A 21,185-nucleotide genomic window follows, 5' to 3' on the forward strand; every position below is an offset into this window, starting at 1 on the left:
GAGCGGTGGCTCTGCTGCCCTGCCTGGCCCGCGCGCTACTTGGTAGCGCCGGCTTCCGGCCCGGTTCCTGTGGCGGTGCTGCCGGACTTTCCGGCGGCCGTTGCATCCGGTCCGGGCGTGGTGCCCGCCGGTGCAGCCGCGGCCTCTTCCGTTGGCACGGAAGCACGCCGGGAACCGTTTTGGTTATCAGGGAGATTATCACGCGATTCACTATCTGAGACAACAGTGTCCGGATCACGGACCTCGTCGCCGGCGGCGGCTGCAGCCTTCGGACCGTCAGCCTTCTCCGGCTCACGGCCCGCCAAATACACGGTGTCCCGCCCGGTGCGCTTCTTCCGTCCCAGCAGGATGAAGGCCACGAGGGCTGCCAGGAACACGAAGATGCTGGTCCAGACGTTCAGGCGGGTGGTGATGCCAAACAGTTCAATCTGCTCGGCGTCATCGATCCGCATCGCCTCGATCCAGACCCGGCCCAGCGTGTAGTACATGGCGTACAGCCAGAAGAGCCTGCTGCGCCGGAAGTTGAACTTCCGGTCCAGTGCGAGCAGGAGGACGACGCCGGCCAGGTTCCACAGCGATTCGTACAGGAACGTGGGGTGGAACAGCGTGTCCGCCGGAGTTCCGGCCGGAAAGTTGGGGTTGTCGGCATCGATCTGCAGGCCCCACGGCAGGGTGGTGGGGCTGCCGAAGAGTTCCTGGTTGAAGTAGTTGCCCCAGCGGCCAATGGCCTGGGCCAGCAGCAGCCCGGGCGCGGCGGCGTCCAGGAAGGCGCTGAGCTTGACGCCGCTACGGCGGCAGCCGATCCAGGCGCCCACGACACCCAGCACAACGGCGCCCCAGATGCCGAGTCCGCCGCGCTGGATCTGGGGAATGAGGGACAGGTCGCCGGTGCCGTCGAAGCCGGGGCCGAAGTAGGCATCGGGTGAGGACACCACGTGGTAGAGGCGTCCGCCGATGATGCCGAAGGGAATGGCCCAAACCACGATGTCCCAGACGCTGCCTTCAGGCGCGCCACGGCGTGCCCAGCGGACGGAGGTCAGCCAGAGGCCCGCCACGATGCCTGCCAGGATGCACAGTGCGTAGGCGTGGATGCGCAGCGTTCCCCAGGGAAGGGGAATATCGAACCCGGACCAGTCCGGGCTCGGAATGCTGGCCGGCACCATGGCGGCTGCCTGAAGGAGGGTCTGCATGGGTTTAGGCTTCTTCCTCTGTCAGTCCGGAGCGGCTCAGTCCGGTGCTGAGGTCCTTGGTGAGGGCAGCGACGGCGTCCACACCGCCGTCTCTGATTGCTGCCACCAGGGCGGTGCCCACGATGACCCCTTCGGCGTAGGCGGCGATCTCGCGGACCTGGCTGGCGTTGGAGACGCCAAGGCCCACGCAGACGCGGTCGGCGCCGGCGGCGTGTGCTGCTGCCACTACGTCCTTCGCCGCGGTGCTGACGGAGGTCCGGGCGCCGGTGACGCCCATGATTGACACGGCGTAAACGAAGCCCCGGCTGGCGTCCACTGTCCGCTGCATGCGCTCGGGGGTGGAGGACGGCGCCACGAGGAACACCCGGTCCAGGCCGTACTTGTCGGAGGCTTCCATCCACTCGGAAGCCTCGTCCGGAATGAGGTCAGGGGTGATGAGCCCGGCTCCCCCGGCTTCGGCCAGGCGGCGGGAAAACTCGTCCACACCCATGCGGACCACGGGGTTCCAGTAGGTCATGACCAGGACGGCGGCATCGGTGCTGCTGGTGATGCCCTGCACGACGTCGAACACCTGGCTGACGGTGAATCCGTTGGCCAGTGCCTCGGTGGTGGCGGCCTGGATGACCTGGCCGTCCATCACTGGGTCGGAGTAGGGAATGCCGATCTCGATGAGGTCGGCACCGTTCTCAGCCAGGGCGATGCCCGCGGCGATGGTGTCTTCGACGCTGGGGTAGCCGGCGGGAAGGTAGCCGATCAGGGCGGCGCGGCCCTCGGCACGGGCCTTGTCGATGGCCGCTGCTGACTTGCTGGTGGTCTGTGCAGTGGTCACAGCTGCTCCCCCTCTTTGCCGATTTCCGACTCGGCGGAATCCTTGTCCAACAGGTCGAACCATTCGGCTGCGGTGGCTACATCCTTGTCGCCGCGGCCCGAAAGGTTCACGATCACGATCTTGTCCTGCGCAGTCCCGCCGCTGGCCGCGGCTTCGGCTGCGAGGCGCTGGCCCACCTTGATGGCTCCGGCCAGGGCATGGGAGGACTCAATAGCGGGAATGATGCCTTCCGTGCGGCACAGCAGCCGGAAGGATTCCATGGCCTCGCTGTCCGTGATGGGCTCGTAGCTCACCCGTCCGATGTCCGACAGGTAGGAGTGTTCCGGTCCGACGCCGGGGTAGTCGAGGCCGGCGGAGATCGAGTGGGACTCGATTGTCTGGCCGTCGTCGTCCTGCATGAGGTAGGACCGGGCACCGTGCAGCACGCCGGGCTTGCCCAGCGTGATGGTGGCTGCGTGGCGCCCCGTGTCCACGCCGTCGCCGCCGGCTTCGAAGCCGTAGATCTTCACGGACGGATCGTCAAGGAAGCCGTGAAAGATGCCGATGGCGTTGGAGCCGCCGCCGATGCAGGCACAGACGGCGTCCGGGAGCCGGCCTTCCTGCTCCAGGATCTGGGCACGGGCTTCCTCCCCGATGACTTCGTGGAAGTACCGCACCATGGCCGGGAAGGGGTGCGCGCCTGCCGCGGTGCCAAGGAGGTAGTGGGTGTTGTCCACGTTGGCCACCCAGTCGCGCAGGGCGTCGTTGATGGCGTCCTTGAGGGTCTGCGATCCGCTGGTCACGGGGATGACTGTGGCGCCAAGGAGTTCCATGCGCGCAACGTTCAGCGCCTGGCGGCGGCAGTCCTCGGCACCCATGTAGACGACGCACTCGAGCCCCATGAGGGCAGCGGCAGTGGCGCTGGCCACACCGTGCTGGCCTGCGCCGGTCTCAGCGATGACGCGGGTCTTACCCATCCGCTTGGCGAGCAGCGCCTGGCCGAGGACGTTGTTGATCTTGTGCGATCCGGTGTGGTTGAGGTCCTCGCGCTTGAGGAAGATGCGGACCCCTCCGGCGTGCTGGGAGAAGCGCTTGGCTTCGGTCAGCAGGGACGGGCGGCCGGAGTAGTTCTTGTTCAGGTCGGCGATCTGTGCCCGGAATTCGGGATCTTCCTTGGCCTTGTTGAAGGTGTCCTCAAGCTCGTCCAACGCGGCGATCAGGGATTCCGGCATCCAGCGTCCGCCGTAGCTTCCGAAGTAGGGCCCCGGGGCGTGCTTCAGGGAGCCGCCCTGCAGGAATGCTTCGGCGGCATTGTTGTCAGTATCGTTGCCGGCGTTGCCGGAGGGTGCTTCAGCCATCAGTCCCGTCCTGTTCCAGTTGGATGTTTCTCAAAGTGTGGTGCCCGCGGGCCGGGTATACAGGACCGGCCGGCCGGGCGAGCCCCGCCTTCCGCTCCTGCACCGTGTGTGCGTCAGGCGCGGGCTGCGATGGCGGCGGCGCCTGCCGCCTTGAATTCGGCGATCCGCTCCCGCGGCGTCGAGTGGCTGACCAGGGCCTCGCCGACGAGCACGGCGTTGGCGCCGCTGGCGGCGTAATGCGTGACGTCGTCGGCGTCCCGTACGCCGGACTCGGCGACCACCACTGCCCCGGCCGGGATCTGCCCGGCCAGTGAGGCAAAGACCGAACGGTCGACGTCGAGCGTCTTCAGGTTCCGCACGTTGACGCCGATAATGCGCGCCTGCGCGGCAACCGCCCGCTCGATTTCCTCTTCAGTGTGCGTTTCCACCAGCACGCTCATGCCAAGGTCGCGGCTGAGGGCACTGAACTCGGCGAGCTGGGCGTCGGAGAGCGCGGCAACGATGAGGAGGATCAGGTCCGCGCCGTGGGCACGGGCTTCCCAGATCTGGTACTCGTCAAGGGTGAAGTCCTTCCGCAGGAGTGGAACGTCGACGGCGGCCCGCACGGCGTCGAGGTCCGCGAGGGACCCGCTGAAGCGGCGCTGTTCGGTGAGGACGCTGATGACGGAGGCACCGCCGTCGGCATACTGCCTGGCGAGGGACGCGGGGTCCCCGATGGCGGCAAGGTCTCCCTTGGAGGGGCTGCGGCGTTTAATTTCCGCGATGACTTTGAGCTCAGCCCGGGAAGGTGATGGGCCGCCGAGCGCTGCCCAGGCGTCGCGGGCAGGTGCCGCGGCCTGCGCCAGGTCCTTCAGTTCAGCCAGCGAAACAAGCTGTTTCCGGGCCTCCATATCCTCCCTGACACCGGCATTGATGTCATCGAGAACAGTGGACATCAGTGGCCGGAGTTCTTCAGCTTGCTGCCTTCAACGCCGTAGCCTGCCTTGCGCATGACGTAGCCCAGGATCAGGCCCAGCACCATGACGCCGCCGCCGGCGATGAAGATGGGGGTGTTGGCAATGACGAATGCGATTGACATGATCAGGGCGCCGACCAGCATCACGATGACGCAGGTCCAGGCTGCGGGGCTGTTGCCGTGGCCAAGTTCCTGGCTGTGGTCGATGACGCCCGGGGCAACGGTGCGGGTGCCGGACTTGGAAACGGACGCAGGTGCTTTGCTCATGGAAATCTCCTCAGGGTGAATACTGCTTACATTCTGCCATTTTTTGGCCCGCAACCGGTTATCGGGCGGCGCGCAGCCGGTGCCGCGGCCAGTCCAGGCCGGGTCAGGTGGGATCGTCGCCGCGGGAGAGCCGGTCCCAGCTGTCGATCTCGTCCACCGGGCCTGCTGCCGCGGGACTGCCCGCCGCCGGTGCGTCATATTTCGTCCGGGCCTTCCAGTACCGCCCCGCGGGGACAATCAGCAGGGCAGCCAGGGCCAGCAGGCATCCGGCCGCGACGGCGAGGAGCGGGAAGGCAGTGACAGCCACCTGGGCCTGGCTTCCGGTAACGCCGGTGGCTTCCGCAATGGAACCCTGGGCGGCCGCCAGCGGGCTGGAGAGGACCGTCGCGGCCGCGGCGACAATTCCGGCGGCGGCCAGGACGATGATGGCGGTGATGATCCACCGGGCAATCCTGCCGGCAATGGCGGCTGCCAGTCCCCCGGCGAGGGCCACCAGGGCCAGGGCCGTGACGGCGGTGGCGGCCTTGCTGCCCTGCACCGGGAGTGGTTCCTGCGCGGCGCCGCCCTGGCCAAGCTGGTTGGGATCGAGGGTGACACTGATCCAGGTCTGGGTGGTGGTGCCGAAGACCGCCAGGGCCAGGACGGAAATGAGCAGCACCAATGTGGACCTGCGTGCCCAGGCGGGCGCCGCCGGGCCCGTGCCCGCAGCTGCCGCCTGTCCTGCGCCTGCTTGCCCTGCTGCAGGTTCCTGTGCTGCTGCGGGTTCCTGTGCGGGTGCGGGTTCCTGTGCGGGTTCCGGACGGGGCATCAGGACTCCGACCCGCCGGGAAGCGAGTCCGCGGAGATGTTCTGCAAGGTACCCGCGGTGTGGACGGCGCGGAGGGGCGCTGCGGCCTTGTTGACGGTTTCCAGGGCCTCGGTGTCGTTGACCGAATCAGCCACGATGCCGCCCCCGGCCTGGACATAGGCGCGCCCGTCCCGGATCAGCGCGGAGCGGATGGCGATGGCCATGTCCATGTCGCCCGCGAAATCGAGGTAGCCCACCACTCCGCCGTAGATACCCCGGCGGTGCGGTTCGAGTTCGTCCAGGAGTCGCAGCGCACGGGGCTTGGGGGCGCCGGAAAGGGTGCCGGCCGGGAAGGTTGCCTTCAGCACGTCATAGGCCTTGGCCTGCGGCGAAAGCTGTCCCACCACGGTGGACACCAGGTGCATGATGTGGCTGAAGCGCTCCACCTCCATGAACTGGGTGACGTCCACCGTCCCCGCCACGCAGACCTTGGACAGGTCGTTCCGTGAAAGGTCCACCAGCATCAGGTGTTCGGCACGTTCCTTCTGGTCCGCCAGGAGTTCCTCGGCAAGTGCCTTGTCCGCCTCCACTGTTCGGCCCCGCGGCCGGGACCCGGCAATGGGGTGGGTGATGACTTCCTCACCGGTCACCGTCACCAGCGCCTCGGGCGAGGAACCAACAATGGAATACTCCCGGCCCTCGGCGTCCTCGAGGCTGAAAATGTACATGTAGGGGCTCGGGTTGGTGTTCCGCAGGACCCGGTAGACGTCCAGGGCCGATGCCTGGCACTCCATTTCGAAGCGGCGGGAGATGACCACCTGGAACACCTCGCCGTCCACGATGGCCTCCTTGCCGCGGTCCAGGGCAGCCAGGTACTCGGCCTCGTCCCAGCGCTCCTGGACGCTCGAGGCGAAGTCCAGTGCCGCGGGAGCCAGGACCGAGACGGGCTGCGCCACGGGAGTGCTGACCTTGGCAAGCAGCGCCTTGACCCTGGCCACGGCGTCGTGCCAGGCCTCATCCACGCGCTCGGAGCTGTCATCGAAATTGATGGCGTTTGCGATGAGCAGCACGGTGCCGTCCACATTGTCGTGGACGGCCATGTCCGTGACCAGGTTCAACGCCATCTCCGGGAGCTGCAGGTCGTCCTCGGGCGGGCTGACCAGGCGTTCCCAGTGCCGGACCGTTTCCCAGCCCAGGAATCCCACCAGGCCGGAGGTAAAGGGCGGCAGTCCGTCGAACCTGTCGGTGCGGAGGGCTTCGATGGTGTCGCGAATGGCGTCCACCGGGCTGCCGTCCACGGGGACGCCGGCGGGAGGCTGGCCCAGCCAGTGTGCGTTCCCGTCCTTGGTGGTCAGGGTGGCCCTGGACCTCGCGCCGATGAACGAGTAGCGGGACCACGCCCCGCCTACTGCCGCGGATTCCATCAGGAACGTGCCGGGCTGGCCGTTCGCGAGCTTCCGGTACAGGCCGATGGGGGTCTCGGCGTCCGCGAGCACCTTGAGCCGGACGGGGATGACGCGGCTGTGCCCGGCCAGCTCCCTGAATTCCTCGAGGCCCGGGCTGATGATTCCAAGGTCCTGCATGGCTATGCTGTTCCGCCTGTTCTCGTTGGGCCGTCTGCGCCGGCGCATGTGGGTGTGCTTGCGGGGGCGGCCGGCCCTCCCCCGCGTGACCGCAGCTGGCTGCGGCTCCTGAAGATGTTCAGCCCGCCTGGCCGGTCGTGACAGCCAGGTCCCGGCCGTCGAAGCAGGTGCGGGTGCCGGTGTGGCACGCTGCGCCCACTTGGTCCACCCGCACGAGCAGCGCGTCGCCGTCGCAGTCCATCGCCACGGACTTGACCCACTGCACGTGCCCGGAAGTGTCCCCCTTGCGCCAGTATTCCTGGCGGGAACGCGAGTAGAAGGTGACCCGCCCGGTGGTCATGGTGCGGTGCAGGGCTTCGTCGTCCATCCAGCCCAGCATCAGGACCTCGTTGGTGTCGTACTGCTGCACCACCGCGGCCACCAGGCCGGCGCTGTCACGCTTGAGCGCGGCGGCCAGTTCCCCGGGAAGCGGGCTTGGGGATGACGCGGCGGCCGGGCCGGGCGTGGCAGCCACAGGCACGGCGGAGCCGGGGTTCGGGACGGGGGCGGGGTACTCAGACATCAGGTCAAGTCTAGTGCCTGCACCGCGGCCCCGAACGTGTGTGAACAACGGCACGCCAGCGGGGTGGCCGCGCTGCCCAACTCCGCGCCGGTCATGCTAGTTTCACAAGTGATGCATTTCGTCGAACCGTCCCGAGAAGTCCTGGCCGAGACCCTGCTTGCGGCCGGCCCTGATGCGCCCACGCTGTGCAAGGGCTGGCGCACCAGGGATCTTGCCGCGCACCTGTACCTGCGCGAACGCAAAGCAGCCGTAGGGCTGGGCCTGATTATCAAACGGCTGGCTAAAGCCTCGGACCAGGCCACTGCCAGGCTCGCCGCGAAACTGACCACTCCGGAAGCTTACGCAAAGCTGGTCAACACATTCCGGGCAGGGCCGCCTGCGCTGTCCCCGATGAACATCAAGGCCCTCGACGAGAGCTCCAACCTCATCGAATACTTCGTGCACACAGAGGACATCCGCCGCGCCGTTGACCGGTGGGCGCCGCGGGCACTCGACGAGGCGTACTCGGAGGCCCTCTGGGACGAACTCGTCAAGCGCGCCGCGATCCTTTACCGCGGCGTTGACCTGGGAATCGTCCTGGTCCGCCCGTCCGGGCCCCGGCACGTCGCCAAGCGCGCACCTGTATCGGTGGCCATCGTGGGTGAGCCCGGCGAGCTGCTGATGCACGCCCACGGCCGCACCCGCCACGCCCTGGTGACCTTCGAAGGCCAGCCCGACGCCGTCGCGCTCCTCCAGTCAGCCGAAGTAGGCCTCTAACCCCTCCAACTGAGTAGCGCTAAGTGTCGTTATGAGCCCCCAAAACGACACTTAGCGCTACTCAGTTGGGTTGGGACACACTTCAGCGGACTTCGAAGCCTGCGTTCCGGATGGCGTCCTTGACCTGGGACATCATGTTGTCCGGTCCCCAGTGGAAGATCGATGCTGCCAGCACCGCGTCGGCACCCGCGGCGACGGCCGGCGGGAAGTGGGCAGGCTCCCCTGCCCCGCCCGAGGCAATAATTGGCACCTTGACCGCTGCCCGGACCAGCCTGATGAGCTCCAGGTCGAAGCCGTCCTTGGTGCCGTCAGCGTCAATGGAGTTGAGCAGGATCTCCCCTACGCCGCGGTCCGCGGCTTCCCTGGCCCACTCAATGGCGTCGATCCCGGTGCCGGTCCGTCCGCCGTGGGTGGTTACTTCAAAGCCCGACGACGTGGGCTGGGACCCGGGGCGGGTGCGGCGGGCATCGAGGGACAGGACGAGGACCTGGGAGCCGAAGTGCCGGGTGATTTCGTCGATGACGTCGGGCCGGGCGACGGCGGCGGTGTTGATGGAAGCCTTGTCCGCGCCGTACCGCAGCAGCTTGTCCACCTCGGCGACACCGCGGACGCCGCCGCCCACCGTGAGCGGAATGAAGACTTCCTCAGCGGTGCGGCGGACCACGTCGAACGTTGTTTCCCGGTTCCCCGAGGACGCCGTGACGTCCAGGAAGGTCAGCTCGTCCGCGCCAGCGTTGTCGTAGCGGTGCGCCAGCTCCACGGGATCGCCGGCATCCCGCAGGCCCTCGAAGTTAACGCCTTTGACGACGCGCCCGGCGTCCACGTCGAGGCAGGGAATGACGCGTACTGCTACTGCCATGGGAGCTCCTGGAAATTCTGTCTTTTGCTGCGCTGGGTTGTTAAAGCGCGGGTTGGTACTGCGGGGGCCGGCTCAGATGCGGCAGGCGTGGATGCTGCTGACCAGGATGGCGCGTGCACCGAGGTCGTACAGCTCGTCCATAATCCGGTTGGTTTCCTTCTTCGGGACCATAGAGCGGACGGCCACCCAGTCCGAATCCCGCAGCGGGGAGACGGTGGGCGATTCCAGGCCGGGGGTCAGCGCGGCGGCACTTTCCACCAGTTCCTTGCGGATGTCGTAGTCCATCAGCACATACTGGCGCGCCACCAGCACGCCCTGGAGGCGGCGGATCAGGACCTCGATCTCCTTGGCGGTGCCGTTCGCGGCGCCGCCTTCGCCGGTGCGGCGGATCAGCACGGCCTCGGACTTCAGGATGGGATCGCCGAAGATTTCCATCCCGGCGGCTTTGAGGGTGTTGCCGGTTTCCACGACGTCGGCGATGGCGTCTGCCACGCCCAGCCTGACCGATGATTCAACGGCGCCGTCCAGGCGAACCACCTTGGCGTTGATACCCTTCCCGGCGAGGTAGCCGCGGAGCAGGCCGTCGTAGCTGGTGGCCAGCCGCTTGCCCTCAAGCTCCTCAACCTTGGCAAAGTCCCCAACGGGACCTGCGAAACGGAACGTCGAGGCAGCGAAGCCCAGCGGAAGCAGCTCTTCCGCCTCCACCTCGGCATCCAGGAGAAGGTCGCGTCCGGTGATGCCGACGTCGAGCGTTCCCTGGCCGACGTACACCGCAATGTCGCGGGGGCGGAGGAAGAAGAACTCGATGTCGTTGTCCGGGTCCACCATGACCAGTTCGCGGGTGTCGCGGCGCTGGCGGTAGCCCGCTTCGGACAGCATGGCGGAGGCGGCTTCGGACAGGGAGCCCTTGTTGGGGACGGCTACTCGCAGCATTGGAGGTCTTTCTGGTGTGGGGAGGTCTAGGTGTTCAGGCAATGCAGGCCACGGCGGGCACCGGCGGCGTGGAGCGCGCCGGACCGGTGGCTACAGATGCTTGTAGACGTCTTCCAGGGTCAGGCCTTTGGCGAGCATCAGAACCTGCAGGTGGTACAGCAGCTGGGAGATTTCCTCTGCCGCGGCTTCATCGGATTCATATTCGGCAGCCATCCATACTTCGGCTGCTTCCTCAACGACTTTCTTGCCGATGCCGTGGACACCGGAGTCCAATTCAGCGACGGTGCGGGAGCCTTCCGGGCGGGTGGCTGCCTTCTCGCTGAGCTCAGCGAACAGCGTCTCGAAATTCTTCACGCCCTCCAGCCTACTTGCTGCAGCCCACAGGGCGCTTCCCGGGCCGTTGCATGACGGGCGCGATGTGAGCGAATACACAAGCGCGCCCGTCGTGCGGGATCCTTACTTGCCGTACTGCTTGAGCACGACGGCGGTGGCCAGCGCCGCGGTGACGGCCTCGTGGCCTTTGTCTTCCTTGGAGCCGGGAAGGCCGGCCCGGTCCAGGCCCTGCTGTTCGGTGTCGCAGGTCAGGACGCCGAAGCCCACCGGGACGCCGGTGCGCACGCTGACGTCGGTGAGTCCCGACGTCGCTGCCTGGCACACGTAATCAAAGTGCGGGGTTCCGCCGCGGATCACGACGCCGAGGGCAACGACGGCGTCGAAGTGCGGTGCCAGCCGTGCGGCAGCGACCGGCAGCTCAAAGCTGCCTGGAACGCGCAGGACCGTGGGCTCGGCGATGCCGGCGTCCTTCGCTGCCCGGAGTGCACCGTCCAGGAGTCCGTCCATAATCTGGGTGTGCCAGCTTGCCGCCACAATCGCCAGCCGCAGCTGCGACGTTTCTCCGGGGTTGAGGGTGCTGAGATCGATATCGGGGGCGCCGTGTCCGCTCATGGTCAGTCTGTTCCGTTCAGTCGTGGTGGTGTGTCTTGCCGGTGCTGCGGCTGATGGGTGTGCCGCAGCGCGTCAGTCTTGTTCGTGCTCGAAAGTTTCGGGAGTGGTGACGGGAACCGCCACCACATGGGTGTCCAGCAGCAGCCGGTGCTCCATGCGGTCCTTCTTGGTCCGCAGGTAGCGGATGTTCTCATCGCGGGACGGCACCTCTGTGGGAACCATCTCCACAACCTTCACGCCCGCCCGTGCCAGCCTGTTCTGCTTGTCCGGGTTGTTGCTCAGGAGCCGCACCTCATGAAGGCCCATTTCCGCGAGGACCTGCGCTGCGGCGTTGTAGGAGCGGGCGTCCACAGGGAGTCCCAGCTGCTCGTTGGCCTCCACCGTGTCAAAACCCGCCTCCTGCAGCGCGTAAGCCTTGATCTTGTTGGCCAGGCCAATGCCCCGGCCCTCCTGCCCGCGCAGGTAGAGCAGCGTCCCGCCGTTTTGCTGGATCATTTCCAGGGCGAAGGCAAGCTGTTCCCCGCAATCGCAGCGGTAGGAGCCAAAGATGTCGCCGGTGAGGCATTCCGAGTGCAGCCGGACGAGGGGTGCTTTACCGTCCTTGGGCGGGTTGGGTGAGCTGACGGCAAGGTGCTCGACGCCGGTGACCAGGTCCGTCCAGGCCTGCGCCACAAAATCACCAAAAGCCGTGGGCAGCTGCACTACCGGGCCACCGCTCACGGGGTGCGGGGCAACGCCGCTGCCGCTGCGCTCCTGCCCGTTGGCAGAGGGTCCGTGGCTCGCCGTGGAAGCCCCGTGGCCGTTCCGGGACGTTCCGTGGCCGTTCGGCGAACCGCTGTCGCGGGCTGTCGAAGAGGTCATCGTGTCTCCTTCTTGCCGCCCGCAACTTCGCGGGCGCTCTCCGTGGGCTTGCCTTGCCCCGCTGCGAGGTAGGCCGCGAGATCCTCAATGGAGATCAGGGGGCAGCCATGCTCAGCAGCGAAGGTCAGGAGCCCGTCCAGGCGCATCATCTCGCCGTCGTCGTAAACAACTTCCGCAATCACGCCCACCGGCTCGAGGCCAGCCAGGCGGCACAGGTCCACCGCGGCCTCGGTGTGGCCGGGGCGTTCCCGCACACCACCGTCAACTGCACGCAGCGGAAATATATGCCCGGGCCGGGTCAGGGATGCCGGCACGGCGTGGGGGTCGGCCAGGACCCTGGCGGTGAGGGCCCGGTCCGTGGCGGAAATCCCTGTGCTGACACCCAGGGCGGCGTCGCAGGAAACGGTGTAGGCGGTCCCCTTGGCGTCCTCGTTGACCGCCACCATGGGAGGCAGCGCAAGGGCATCCGCCCGGTCGCCGGACAGCGGAACGCAGATGACGCCCGAGCTGTGGCGGATGGTCCACCCCATCAGCGCGGGGGTGGCATGCTGTGCCGCGAAGATGATGTCGCCCTCGTTTTCGCGGTCCTCGTTGTCCACCACGAGCACCGGCCTGCCGGCGGCCATGGCCTGCACCGCCACCTCGATGGAGTCGAGCCCGCGGACACCGGGGGCAGGCACAACACCTGCCTGCGCTGCCTCGGGTTCGAGCCGGAGAACGGCGTTCACAGTGCACCTCCGTCAGCAACTGCCGGCGCTGACGTGCTGAACGCCAGGAGGCGTTCCGTGTACTTGGCCAGGACGTCCACCTCGAGGTTGACCCGGCTGCCCGTGGTCTTGGACCCCAGCCCGGTTTCGGCCAGGGTGGTGGGGATCAGGCCCACTTCAAACCAGGGCTCGGGCTCGGCGGCCGCGCTGACGGCGGTGACGGTAAGGGAGACGCCATCGATGGCGATCGAGCCCTTTTCCGCGATGTAGCGGGCCAGGTTGGCCGGCACGCCGAACCGGAGCCGCTCCCAGTTGCCCAGCGCTTCCCGCTCCAGCAGCACGCCGACGCCGTCAACATGCCCCTGCACCACATGCCCGTCCAGCCGGCCGCCCGCAGGAACGCAGCGCTCAAGGTTGACGGCGTCGCCCGGAGCCAGTTCGCCAATGGTGCTGCGGACCAGGGTCTCCCCCATCACGTCGACGCTGAAGTCCGTGCCGTTGATCTCGGTGGCCGTCAGGCAGACCCCGTTCACGGCCACAGAGCCGCCCAGGGCGAGCCCTTCAGTGCTGCCGGGCGCGTGCAGCCGGAGGGTGGCGGTGGCGTCCCCGTCCCGCTCGACGGACAGAACGTGCCCTTGTTCGGCAATAATTCCGGTAAACATCAGTGGCCTTCCTGGGCTTGCTCCGCTGTTGCGCGGGATGGTTGGGGGTCTAGGGCAACGGTTCGTTGCGGTCTGAGGTGGAGTCTCAGGTCGCGGCCAAGCCTGCGCACGGCCCCGCCGTCGGATTCGTCCCATTGCCACTGCTGGGCATCGGCGAGGGTGCTGATTCCGAGGCCGTCCAGGGCAGGGGTGCCGGAGCCGAGCAGGGTGGGCGCCAGGTACACGATGAGCTCATCCACGAGTCCGGCAGCAAGGAACGCGCTCAGGATGCGCGAGCCTCCCTCCACCATGAGGTGGCGGGTCCCGGACGCGTACAGCAGGGACAACGCCTCGTGCGGGTCGCGGGTGCGCAGGTGCGTGACCCGCCCGTCAGTTCCGCGTACGGCGGCCCCGCCGGGGACGTCCCGCAAGCCCATGACAGCCCGGACCGGCTGGTTCGGCGCCGGTGTTCCCTGCGGGTCGCGGGCGGTGAGCCGTGGGTTGTCCACCAGGACGGTCTGGGTGCCCACCAGGATGGCGTCGATCCGCCCGCGGATGGCGTGGTTGTCCGCGAGGGATTCCGGGCTGGATATCCACTGGCTGGTGCCGTCCTGGGCGGCGATGCGGCTGTCCAGCGTCTGGGCGATGTGGAGGGTGACGAAGGGCCGCTTCGCGGTCACCGCTTCGAACCACTGCCGGTTCACGTCCAGGGATTCAGCGGCTCCCAGGCCGCTGCGGACGCGGACGCCGGCGGCGCGCAACGTTGCTGCTCCACCCGCCGCGGGGTCATGCGGATCGTCCACGGCGTACACCACGTCCGTGATTCCGGCGGCAATGATGGCCTGCGCGCAGGGGCCGGTGCGCCCGCGGTGGTTGCAGGGCTCCAGCGTCACCAGCATGGTGCAGCCTGTAAGGTCCAGGCCCGCTGCTGCCGCCTGGGCGATGGCATCGGCCTCCGCATGCGCGGTGCCGGCGCCGCGGTGGAACCCGGTGATCAGGTGGTTGCCATCAGGATCGACGACGACGGCGCCCACCAGGGGGTTCGCCCCACGCGGGCCCCGCAGGGCTGCTTGCAGCGCAGCCTCCATAGCCCTGGTCTCGCCGGCGCTGAAGGCGGTAACCACGCCATCGGCGGGCTGGAGCGGGTGGCCCGAATGCAGGGCGGTGCCGGCTCCGGCACCGAAAGATTGTGTGGCCGCCATCATGCCGCGACCATCGCCACGGCTGCGTCCTCCGCTGAAGCGGCGGAACGTTCGGCATCTAAGAGCCATCGCTTGGGGTTCATGCTGTGTCGTTCCTTCCCTTTCGAACCGCGATGGCTCCGGGGGTATACGACAGCAGAAAGCTGCGGGACCGGGACGGCCCCACAGATACAGCTGTACGTGCTTCTCTCATCCAGACTTTAACTGTCGGTACCGGAATTTCACCGGTTCAACCGTCTGCCGGGCTTTCCTTGCGGAAGGCACCGGCTCGCGGGTCGCGGACTGTCACCGCCGGTTCGGACTTACACCGACCCCGGAGCACGTATGTGTGTTGCTATTGTGCCATAACAGGCGCGGGCTCCCGGCTATTCCGCAGACGCCGCACGTAACGGACGGCTGCCCTGGACGCGGAGCCGCTCGATGGCTGCGGCGGGATCGTCAGCGCCGTAAACAGCGGAACCGGCAACAAAGACAGTGGCGCCGGCTTCTGCTGCCCGGATAATCGTTTCCTCCGTGATGCCGCCGTCCACCTGTATGGCCACGCCGGCTCCGGAACCGTCGATAGCTGCCCTTGCCCGCCGGATCTTTGGCAGGGTGAGGTCCAGGAAGGCCTGTCCACCGAACCCGGGTTCAACGGTCATGATGAGCAGCATGTCCAGCTCCGTGAGCATGTCCAAGTACGGTTCCACCGGGGTGGCGGGCCGAAGCGCCATTCCTGCTTTCGACCCCCTGCTGCGGAGTTCGCGTGCCAGCTTTACCGGGGCGAGGGAGGCCTCGGCGTGGAAGGTGACCGAGGCCAGGCCGGCGTCGGCAAATCCCGGCGCCCACCGGTCGGCGTCGGCAATCATGAGGTGGGCGTCGAGGGGGATGGGGCTGACAGCCTGGATGCGCTGCACCACGGGCAGCCCGATGGTCAGGTTGGGGACGAAGTGGTTGTCCATGACATCCACGTGCACGGCGTCAGCGGTGCTGATGCGCTTCAGTTCCGCTTCCAGGTTGACGAAGTCGGCGGAGAGGATGCTCGGGTTGATGCAGCATTGCGTCACGGGGTTGCCTTTCACTGGTCTGTTGTTGCTTTCGCCTAGGCCTTTTTATGGATGAGCGCCAGGAACATGGCGTCCGTGCCATGGACGTGCGGCCAGAGCTGCGCCGTGGACTCGTGGCCCGCGTCCAGCTTCCCCGGAAGGCTGACGGCGTCCAGAGCTGCCCCCGCGTCCAGGAGCTCCAGGTCCTCACGCTTGCGGAGGGCGTCGGCAACCACGGCGGTGGTCTCCGCCGGATGCGGGGAACACGTCACGTAGGCCACCACTCCCCCGGGCCGCACGGCTGCCAGCGCCGAGGCGAGGAGCTCGCGCTGCAACGGGCCGAGGTCCGCCAGATCCTTGGGCGACCGGCGCCAGCGGGACTCGGGCCGGCGCCGCAAAGCGCCCAGCCCGCTGCAGGGAACGTCCACCAGGACGCGGTCAAAGGAGCCGGGCTTTTCGGAGCCGAGCTCGCGGCCGTCGCCGGTGCGGACCTGCCACGTTTCGGCCGGCACGGCCGAGAGGGCCTGGCTCACCAGCTTGGCCCGGTGCGGGGCGGGCTCATTGGCCAGCAGCGTGGCGCCCTGCTGCTTTGCCAGCGCGCCGAGCAGGGCAGCCTTTCCGCCGGGGCCGGCACAGAGGTCCAGCCACGCCTCGGCCCTTCCGTCGCCTGTCCCGCCCGCTGGCTGGCCAAGATCTACGGCCGCCATGGCCCGGGCCACCAGCTGCGAGCCAACGTCCTGGACGCGGGTGGTTCCTTCCCTGACTGAGGAGAACCGTCCCAGGTCACCGCCGCTGGAAAGAGCCGAACCCTGGACGAGTCCACCCGGAGTAGCGCCGTGTTCCAGGGCCTCGTCCAGGTTGCCGAGCCCCGGGAGGGCTACCAGGTTAACCACGGGAGCAGCATTGTCCGCTTCCAGCAGGTTGTTGATTTCATCGGCGGAGCGCCCGTGTGCAACCAGGGACTGGCGCATTGCACGGACGATCCATTCGGGGTGGGCGTAGCGGAGCGCAGCGATCTTCGTTGCGTCAGTCTCGCCTGCCACGAGCTTGTCCAGCCACTCCTCCAGGGTGTGCGCGGCAACTTTGCGCAGCACGGCATTGATGAGCGCAGACGGGCCTGCTCCGATCACGGCGCGCGCCAGGCCCACGGTTTGGTCCAGGGCGGCGTGTGCCGGCACGCGCATGGCCAGCAGCTGGTGCGCCCCGATGCGCAGGGCATCCAGGATGGCGGGATCCAGCTGGTCCAGCGGGCGGTCCACGCAGCGGGCCAGGATGGCGTCGTAGGTGCCCTGGCCGCGCAGGGCGCCGTACGTCAGTTCGGTGGCGAATCCGGCGTCGCGCTTGTCCAGCCCGTGGTGGCGGATCCGCGCCGGCAGGACAAGGTTGGCGTAGGCGTCCTCCGCCGCCACGGCGCGCAGGACTTCGAAGGCGACAAGCCGGGCGGGATCGGCCCGGCGGGTGCGCTGGGACGGGGCGTTGTCCGTGAAGCTCCGCTGCGGACCGCGGTTGCGTTCACGTCCCTGGGCGTTACGACGGCTGTTGTCCCGGGGTCCGCCCTTGCCGCGGCCGTGCCCGGAGTTGCCCTGCCCGCCGCCGCGCCCGCCTGGATTGCCGCCGGACCCGCTCATTCGAACACCACGCTTTCAAGGGAAGCCATGCCGCGTGCCCAATCAGCCGCGGCCATCATTTTTTTGCCCGCAGGCTGGATCCGGGTCAGTTCCACGGCGTGGGAACCCGTGCCCACCAGCACGCTCTTGCCGTGCAGCGCCAAGGCTCCCGGAGCAAGCGTCGTGACATCCGGACGCAGCCGGACCGGTTCCAGTTTCACCCGCTGCCCGTCAAGCACGGTCCACGCACCCGGTTCGGGAGTGACGCCGCGGGCCTGCCTGCTAATGGCAAGGGCGGGATGGCTCCACTTAAGGTGGCCATCCTCAAGGGTCAGCTTGGGTGCCAGTGACACCTCGCCGGCCTGCGGCTGCGCCGAGGCTTTGCCTGCCCCAATGGCGGACAGCGTCTGGGCCAGGAGGACCGCACCGCTGCGGGAGAGCCTTTCCAGGAGTTCACCCGCGGTGTCTTCCGGACCCACGGATTCGGTCAGGGTGCCGAAGACGGGGCCTGTGTCCAGCCCCTCTTCCAGCAGGAAGGTCACGGCTCCGGTGACGTCGTCCCCGGCCATGACGGCGCGCTGCACTGGCGCGGCGCCGCGCCACGCAGGCAGCAGCGAAAAGTGCAGGTTGATCCAGCCGTGCCGGGGAACGTCCAGGGCAGCAGGCGGAACCAGCCCGCCGTAGGCAACGATGGCGGCTACATCCGGGTTTACGGCAGCGATCCTGGCGGTTGCCTCAGCGTCAACGCGGGCTGCGCGGATGACCTCGATTCCGAGTTCGGCGGCGCGCGCAGCGACGGGCGACGGCGTGAGGACGCGCTTCCGGCCAACGGGGGCATCGGGACGGGTCAGCACGGCAGCGATGTCGAAGCCTGCCTCCACCAGCGCATCAAGGGAGGGGATGGCGACGGCGGGGGTTCCCGCGAACAGGACCCTCACCCGGCGTTACCGGCCGCTCCGGGACCAAAACTGGAGCCGGGCAAGGAGCCGCCGAAGCTGGATCCGACCGTCTTGGCGCGCTTGGCGGCTGTCCGCTCGGTGACCGAGCCGTAGTTGGCGTTACGGATGGACCGCAGGGCGGCCTTACGGTCCTCCCCCTCAAGCCGGTCGGTGTAGAGGATGCCGTCCAGGTGGTCGTTCTCGTGCTGGAAGCACCGTGCCAGCATCCCTTCCCCTTCCACCGTGACGGGATTTCCGTGCATGTCCACACCGGTCACACGGGTGGAGCGGAAACGCCGGACGGGAAAGCCGAGGCCGGGGATGGACAGGCATCCCTCCACGTGGTCGTCCTGGTAATCCTCGCTGTTTTCCAGGACGGGGTTGATGATGTGTCCTTCCACGCCGTCAATCCGGTAAGTGAAAACCCGCTGGCTGATGCCCACCTGGGGCGCGGCCAGGCCTGCGCCGTCCACGTCCTCCATGGTTTCGGTCATGTCCGCGACCAGCTTGGCCAGCTCCGGCCCGAATTCCGTCACGGGATCGGCCACCGTGCGCAGCACAGGATCGCCGATGATGCGGATATTCAGGATAGCCATGCGCAGTAATTCCTTACAGTTGGCGGAAAAGGGAACCTGTCCAGTTTAGGCGCAGTCATCTGGTCCGCAGACATACCAAATGCAGACAAAGTGCTAGGCGGTGCGCACCTGCGCCAGCGGCGGCGGGGCGATGGGAAGCAGCGCGGAACCGGCGCTGATGGTATCCGCGTTGAGCTCCCACACCCGCCGCAGGGCACAAAACTTCCACCAGTGGTGCTTGAGGACCTCGGGATTGGCCCGCACCGGACGCACTTCGGTTTCACCGATGGCCACCGCCAGGAGGACGGGGTCTTCCCCGTACTTCCACGGCTCCCAGGTCCCGGCCTCGGGGTCAACAAGGCTCTCTTCCGCCTTCATCCCGGCGACAAGCTGCATCACCACCTTGTCATCGAGCGGTTTGACCAGGCCGTCCCGGGTGGTGCCTTTGGTTTTGTAGTCGATGAGGCAAACGCGGCCGTTGATGCGGGCCACCAGGTCCAGGGTTCCCGCATACCCCACCGCGTTGTTCCAGACCGTGATTTCCGGGGCGATAGGCTCCACCCGGAACAGCTCCCACCACTCGTCAAAACGCACCGCGAAGGCTTCTTCTCCGTTGGCCGCCAGGGCCTCACGGGTTTCCTTCATGGCGTGCGGCCGGCCCAGGGCGCGGAGCGCCACCTGCTCGCAGTAGTTGTGCACCCGGTCCCCGCGCCTGGCGGCTTCATCGCGGTACGTCTCAGCCGCCTTGGCTGCCCGGCTGACAGCCTGTTTGATCTTGGCAGGGCTACCCAGGCAGTCCGCCAGCAGGGGATCGTTTGCCAGGCTGCTCGCGCCCATGTAGCCGAACCAGCCATCCAGCCCGTGCGGCTGCTGGCTGATGACGGTGGTAATGGACGGAACCGAAAACTGCTCCGACGTGGAGCGGGCGTACATCCGGCCGTATTCGGTGGCATGGGCAAGAAGTGGAGCTGTCATGGAAAAAACTCTTTCACAGGGGGCCGACAAAATCTGGAGGCACGGATCCGCAGACAAAAAAGGTCCGTTTCCGCTGCGAGCGGAAACGGACCTTTGTACGGTGGGCGATACTGGGTTCGAACCAGTGACCTCTTCGGTGTGAACGAAGCGCGCTACCACTGCGCCAATCGCCCTGATGCACTTGAATGCTAGCCGACGCCGCACCCAATTCAAAAATCGGCACGTCGTGACCCATTCCATGGCAGCCGGACGCCGGCCGGCCCGTCCGGCACCCTGCCGGATACGGCACCCAAGGCACCCGCCCGTCGTCGTAAATTACACAGTTGTAAGTAAGCCAAACCGCGCCATTGCTGGGAAGAACGGACACATAGGGCAATCGGGGCGCAGGCGATTTGGAGAATCCTTGAACCTCCTATATTGTTTTTACTCGTTGGAACGCGAGGAAATGCCGGGAACGGCAGGGAATCAGCCTCCAAAATGCGGACGTAGCTCAGCTGGTAGAGCACCACCTTGCCAAGGTGGATGTCGCGAGTTCGAATCTCGTCGTCCGCTCGCAGGACACTGTCACGGCAAAGGTTCTTTGGAACCGACGCTTACACGGTGGGTTGGCCGAGAGGCGAGGCAGCGGCCTGCAAAGCCGTATACACGGGTTCGAATCCCGTACCCACCTCGGTGAAAACCATGGTTTCCGGATCACCTCCGGATGGACATGGGCGATTGGCGCAGCGGTAGCGCGCTTCCCTGACACGGAAGAGGTCACTGGTTCGATCCCAGTATCGCCCACCAAGCAAGGAAACTTGCTTCATGCAGTTCGACCGGCTCCGGCCGGAACGCACTTCATATCTGCGGACGTAGCTCAGCTGGTAGAGCACCACCTTGCCAAGGTGGATGTCGCGAGTTCGAATCTCGTCGTCCGCTCTCTTGTTTCTTAGGATCCCATCAGCCGGTCTTCCGGTTCCGGGCGATTGGCGCAGCGGTAGCGCGCTTCCCTGACACGGAAGAGGTCACTGGTTCGATCCCAGTATCGCCCACAGGCAGCAGCTCTCCGGAGCTGCTTTTTTCTTGCCCGGCCACTGTGCGCGCACTCGCCTACGGTTCCCCTACGGGTGACATGGGAACCGCACCCGCTGCAGGCAGGCGTACATCCGCTGCGGGCGAACGCCCGGAACCCCTGATTTCCTTGGCAGGCCTTCCCGGCGGCGCTAGGATCGAATGCGGAGGAGCGACCTGGCTCCGCGATTGAAGGGAGGTGCTCGTGGGACTGATTGACGATCTAAAGGGCAAGGCTCAGGGTCTCATCCGCGGCAACGAGCAGGCCATCAAGAACGGCATCAACAAGGCCGGTGATTTTGTGGACACCAAGACCGGAGGCAAGTACTCGGGCCACGTCAACAAGGTCCAGGATGGCGCTTCCAAGCTCATTGACAAGAACGGCACCCCGGGACAGGCACCTGCCGCCGAGCAGGTTCCGCCGGTCACTCCCGTCAACCCGGTTCCGCCGGCTGACAGGACTCCGTAAACAGGATTTGGCCAGGGTCTTGCCCTAGCACGTCAAGGGGGTGCAGGTCCCGCCGGGAGGCGGCACCTGCACCTTTGGCGTTTAAGCGGCACGTCTAAGCGGCATGTCCCAGGCCGATGAAGGCTTCACGGA

23 protein-coding genes, 6 tRNA genes and 1 riboswitch are annotated in these 21,185 nt (G+C 67.0%); of the genes, 7 read left to right on the plus strand and 22 right to left on the minus strand.

Features of this window, described 5'->3' with window-relative positions; translation table 11 throughout:
* Positions 1-35: 35 nt before the first annotated feature.
* The 8 genes from lgt to hisI all read right to left on the minus strand — a co-directional run bounded on the left by lgt (position 36) and on the right by hisI (position 7,510).
* Entirely contained in the window at positions 36-1,190 is a 1,155-nt protein-coding gene (gene lgt / locus IEX43_RS16490) for a prolipoprotein diacylglyceryl transferase (RefSeq protein WP_188812730.1), read from the minus strand.
* A 4-nt stretch (positions 1,191-1,194) separates the two neighbouring features.
* Entirely contained in the window at positions 1,195-2,019 is an 825-nt protein-coding gene (gene trpA / locus IEX43_RS16495) for a tryptophan synthase subunit alpha (RefSeq protein ID WP_188812732.1), read from the minus strand.
* Positions 2,016-3,356: a tryptophan synthase subunit beta gene (trpB, locus tag IEX43_RS16500; RefSeq protein WP_188812734.1), complete on the minus strand. Its 1,341-nt coding sequence runs from the start codon at positions 3,354-3,356 to the stop codon at positions 2,016-2,018. The genes trpA and trpB overlap by 4 nt, the downstream gene beginning before the upstream one ends.
* A gap of 113 nt (positions 3,357-3,469) precedes the next feature.
* On the minus strand, positions 3,470-4,291 hold the full coding sequence (gene trpC, locus IEX43_RS16505; RefSeq protein ID WP_188812736.1) for an indole-3-glycerol phosphate synthase TrpC: 822 nt from the start codon (positions 4,289-4,291) through the stop codon (positions 3,470-3,472).
* The gene (locus IEX43_RS16510) at positions 4,291-4,578 is read right to left on the minus strand and encodes an HGxxPAAW family protein (protein WP_066275356.1); all 288 of its coding nucleotides are present in this window, start codon (positions 4,576-4,578) and stop codon (positions 4,291-4,293) included. The genes trpC and IEX43_RS16510 overlap by 1 nt, the downstream gene beginning before the upstream one ends.
* A 103-nt stretch (positions 4,579-4,681) precedes the next feature.
* Complete coding sequence (locus IEX43_RS16515; protein WP_188812737.1) at positions 4,682-5,386, minus strand: Trp biosynthesis-associated membrane protein; 705 nt, start codon at positions 5,384-5,386, stop codon at positions 4,682-4,684.
* Positions 5,386-6,948: an anthranilate synthase component I gene (locus tag IEX43_RS16520; protein ID WP_188812739.1), complete on the minus strand. Its 1,563-nt coding sequence runs from the start codon at positions 6,946-6,948 to the stop codon at positions 5,386-5,388. Before IEX43_RS16520 ends, IEX43_RS16515 begins: the two co-directional genes overlap by 1 nt.
* A gap of 118 nt (positions 6,949-7,066) precedes the next feature.
* Positions 7,067-7,510 (minus strand): phosphoribosyl-AMP cyclohydrolase, encoded by a 444-nt coding sequence (hisI, locus tag IEX43_RS16525; RefSeq protein ID WP_188729999.1) that lies wholly within the window; start codon positions 7,508-7,510, stop codon positions 7,067-7,069.
* A 111-nt stretch (positions 7,511-7,621) separates the two neighbouring features.
* Between hisI and IEX43_RS16530 the strand changes: the two genes are divergently transcribed.
* Positions 7,622-8,266: a TIGR03085 family metal-binding protein gene (locus IEX43_RS16530; protein ID WP_188812852.1), complete on the plus strand. Its 645-nt coding sequence runs from the start codon at positions 7,622-7,624 to the stop codon at positions 8,264-8,266.
* 82 nt (positions 8,267-8,348) lie between these two features.
* On the opposite strand, the gene hisF is transcribed toward IEX43_RS16530, so the two are convergent.
* From hisF to IEX43_RS16600, 14 genes are all read right to left on the minus strand, one after another.
* Entirely contained in the window at positions 8,349-9,125 is a 777-nt protein-coding gene (hisF, locus tag IEX43_RS16535; RefSeq protein WP_188812741.1) for an imidazole glycerol phosphate synthase subunit HisF, read from the minus strand.
* A gap of 72 nt (positions 9,126-9,197) precedes the next feature.
* The gene (gene hisG, locus IEX43_RS16540) at positions 9,198-10,058 is read right to left on the minus strand and encodes an ATP phosphoribosyltransferase (protein WP_066275344.1); all 861 of its coding nucleotides are present in this window, start codon (positions 10,056-10,058) and stop codon (positions 9,198-9,200) included.
* 90 nt (positions 10,059-10,148) lie between these two features.
* A complete protein-coding gene (locus IEX43_RS16545; RefSeq protein WP_015936881.1) occupies positions 10,149-10,412 on the minus strand; it encodes a phosphoribosyl-ATP diphosphatase in 264 nt (87 codons plus the stop codon).
* Positions 10,413-10,514: 102 nt separating this feature from the next.
* Positions 10,515-11,003, minus strand: coding sequence for a 6,7-dimethyl-8-ribityllumazine synthase (ribH, locus tag IEX43_RS16550; protein ID WP_188812743.1), 489 nt, complete (start codon positions 11,001-11,003; stop codon positions 10,515-10,517).
* A 72-nt stretch (positions 11,004-11,075) separates the two neighbouring features.
* Complete coding sequence (gene ribA, locus IEX43_RS16555) at positions 11,076-11,864, minus strand: GTP cyclohydrolase II (RefSeq protein WP_229666509.1); 789 nt, start codon at positions 11,862-11,864, stop codon at positions 11,076-11,078.
* Entirely contained in the window at positions 11,861-12,592 is a 732-nt protein-coding gene (gene ribB / locus IEX43_RS16560; protein ID WP_377102747.1) for a 3,4-dihydroxy-2-butanone-4-phosphate synthase, read from the minus strand. The genes ribA and ribB overlap by 4 nt, the downstream gene beginning before the upstream one ends.
* Positions 12,589-13,233, minus strand: a complete 645-nt coding sequence (locus tag IEX43_RS16565) for a riboflavin synthase (RefSeq protein WP_188812745.1) — start codon at positions 13,231-13,233, stop codon at positions 12,589-12,591. The genes ribB and IEX43_RS16565 overlap by 4 nt, the downstream gene beginning before the upstream one ends.
* A complete protein-coding gene (gene ribD / locus IEX43_RS16570; RefSeq protein WP_188812856.1) occupies positions 13,233-14,414 on the minus strand; it encodes a bifunctional diaminohydroxyphosphoribosylaminopyrimidine deaminase/5-amino-6-(5-phosphoribosylamino)uracil reductase RibD in 1,182 nt (393 codons plus the stop codon). Before ribD ends, IEX43_RS16565 begins: the two co-directional genes overlap by 1 nt.
* 176 nt (positions 14,415-14,590) lie before the next feature.
* A riboswitch (FMN riboswitch) is annotated at positions 14,591-14,740 on the minus strand.
* A gap of 39 nt (positions 14,741-14,779) precedes the next feature.
* Positions 14,780-15,460 carry a ribulose-phosphate 3-epimerase gene (gene rpe, locus IEX43_RS16575; protein ID WP_188812858.1) on the minus strand — a complete coding sequence of 227 codons (681 nt, stop codon included), beginning with the start codon at positions 15,458-15,460 and terminating at the stop codon, positions 14,780-14,782.
* Between the two features lie 35 nt (positions 15,461-15,495).
* Positions 15,496-17,067 carry an RsmB/NOP family class I SAM-dependent RNA methyltransferase gene (locus IEX43_RS16580; protein ID WP_188812747.1) on the minus strand — a complete coding sequence of 524 codons (1,572 nt, stop codon included), beginning with the start codon at positions 17,065-17,067 and terminating at the stop codon, positions 15,496-15,498.
* On the minus strand, positions 17,064-17,984 hold the full coding sequence (gene fmt / locus IEX43_RS16585) for a methionyl-tRNA formyltransferase (protein ID WP_188812749.1): 921 nt from the start codon (positions 17,982-17,984) through the stop codon (positions 17,064-17,066). Before fmt ends, IEX43_RS16580 begins: the two co-directional genes overlap by 4 nt.
* On the minus strand, positions 17,981-18,580 hold the full coding sequence (gene def, locus IEX43_RS16590; protein WP_188812751.1) for a peptide deformylase: 600 nt from the start codon (positions 18,578-18,580) through the stop codon (positions 17,981-17,983). The genes fmt and def overlap by 4 nt, the downstream gene beginning before the upstream one ends.
* 93 nt (positions 18,581-18,673) lie before the next feature.
* A complete protein-coding gene (locus IEX43_RS16595) occupies positions 18,674-19,534 on the minus strand; it encodes a cytochrome (RefSeq protein ID WP_188812753.1) in 861 nt (286 codons plus the stop codon).
* 101 nt (positions 19,535-19,635) lie between these two features.
* A tRNA-Val gene (locus IEX43_RS16600) sits at positions 19,636-19,707 on the minus strand.
* 306 nt (positions 19,708-20,013) lie between these two features.
* Here IEX43_RS16600 and IEX43_RS16605 point away from each other — a divergent pair.
* From IEX43_RS16605 to IEX43_RS16630, 6 genes are all read left to right on the plus strand, one after another.
* Positions 20,014-20,086, plus strand: a tRNA-Gly gene (locus IEX43_RS16605).
* Between the two features lie 47 nt (positions 20,087-20,133).
* A tRNA-Cys gene (locus IEX43_RS16610) sits at positions 20,134-20,204 on the plus strand.
* 41 nt (positions 20,205-20,245) lie between these two features.
* Positions 20,246-20,320 (plus strand) — tRNA-Val (locus IEX43_RS16615).
* A gap of 59 nt (positions 20,321-20,379) precedes the next feature.
* Positions 20,380-20,452, plus strand: a tRNA-Gly gene (locus IEX43_RS16620).
* Positions 20,453-20,493: 41 nt separating this feature from the next.
* Positions 20,494-20,565: transfer RNA gene (locus IEX43_RS16625), tRNA-Val, on the plus strand.
* Positions 20,566-20,789: 224 nt separating this feature from the next.
* Entirely contained in the window at positions 20,790-21,053 is a 264-nt protein-coding gene (locus IEX43_RS16630) for an antitoxin (protein ID WP_174179273.1), read from the plus strand.
* Positions 21,054-21,185: the final 132 nt, after the last annotated feature.

The sequence above is a fragment of the Pseudarthrobacter polychromogenes genome, from assembly GCF_014644495.1.
Lineage (GTDB): Bacteria > Actinomycetota > Actinomycetes > Actinomycetales > Micrococcaceae > Arthrobacter > Arthrobacter polychromogenes.

What these genes read in the sequence shown, in the direction of transcription:
- lgt (WP_188812730.1), bottom strand. Translation starts at nt 1,190, where the DNA reads ATGCAGACCCTCCTTCAGGCAGCCGCCATGGTGCCGGCCAGCATTCCG.
- trpB (WP_188812734.1), bottom strand. Translation starts at nt 3,356, where the DNA reads ATGGCTGAAGCACCCTCCGGCAACGCCGGCAACGATACTGACAACAAT.
- trpC (WP_188812736.1), bottom strand. Translation starts at nt 4,291, where the DNA reads ATGTCCACTGTTCTCGATGACATCAATGCCGGTGTCAGGGAGGATATG.
- IEX43_RS16510 (WP_066275356.1), bottom strand. Translation starts at nt 4,578, where the DNA reads ATGAGCAAAGCACCTGCGTCCGTTTCCAAGTCCGGCACCCGCACCGTT.
- IEX43_RS16515 (WP_188812737.1), bottom strand. Translation starts at nt 5,386, where the DNA reads ATGCCCCGTCCGGAACCCGCACAGGAACCCGCACCCGCACAGGAACCC.
- IEX43_RS16520 (WP_188812739.1), bottom strand. Translation starts at nt 6,948, where the DNA reads ATGCAGGACCTTGGAATCATCAGCCCGGGCCTCGAGGAATTCAGGGAG.
- hisI (WP_188729999.1), bottom strand. Translation starts at nt 7,510, where the DNA reads ATGTCTGAGTACCCCGCCCCCGTCCCGAACCCCGGCTCCGCCGTGCCT.
- IEX43_RS16530 (WP_188812852.1), top strand. Translation starts at nt 7,622, where the DNA reads ATGCATTTCGTCGAACCGTCCCGAGAAGTCCTGGCCGAGACCCTGCTT.
- hisF (WP_188812741.1), bottom strand. Translation starts at nt 9,125, where the DNA reads ATGGCAGTAGCAGTACGCGTCATTCCCTGCCTCGACGTGGACGCCGGG.
- hisG (WP_066275344.1), bottom strand. Translation starts at nt 10,058, where the DNA reads ATGCTGCGAGTAGCCGTCCCCAACAAGGGCTCCCTGTCCGAAGCCGCC.
- ribH (WP_188812743.1), bottom strand. Translation starts at nt 11,003, where the DNA reads ATGAGCGGACACGGCGCCCCCGATATCGATCTCAGCACCCTCAACCCC.
- ribA (WP_229666509.1), bottom strand. Translation starts at nt 11,864, where the DNA reads ATGACCTCTTCGACAGCCCGCGACAGCGGTTCGCCGAACGGCCACGGA.
- IEX43_RS16565 (WP_188812745.1), bottom strand. Translation starts at nt 13,233, where the DNA reads ATGTTTACCGGAATTATTGCCGAACAAGGGCACGTTCTGTCCGTCGAG.
- ribD (WP_188812856.1), bottom strand. Translation starts at nt 14,414, where the DNA reads ATGGCGGCCACACAATCTTTCGGTGCCGGAGCCGGCACCGCCCTGCAT.
- IEX43_RS16580 (WP_188812747.1), bottom strand. Translation starts at nt 17,067, where the DNA reads ATGAGCGGGTCCGGCGGCAATCCAGGCGGGCGCGGCGGCGGGCAGGGC.
- def (WP_188812751.1), bottom strand. Translation starts at nt 18,580, where the DNA reads ATGGCTATCCTGAATATCCGCATCATCGGCGATCCTGTGCTGCGCACG.
- IEX43_RS16595 (WP_188812753.1), bottom strand. Translation starts at nt 19,534, where the DNA reads ATGACAGCTCCACTTCTTGCCCATGCCACCGAATACGGCCGGATGTAC.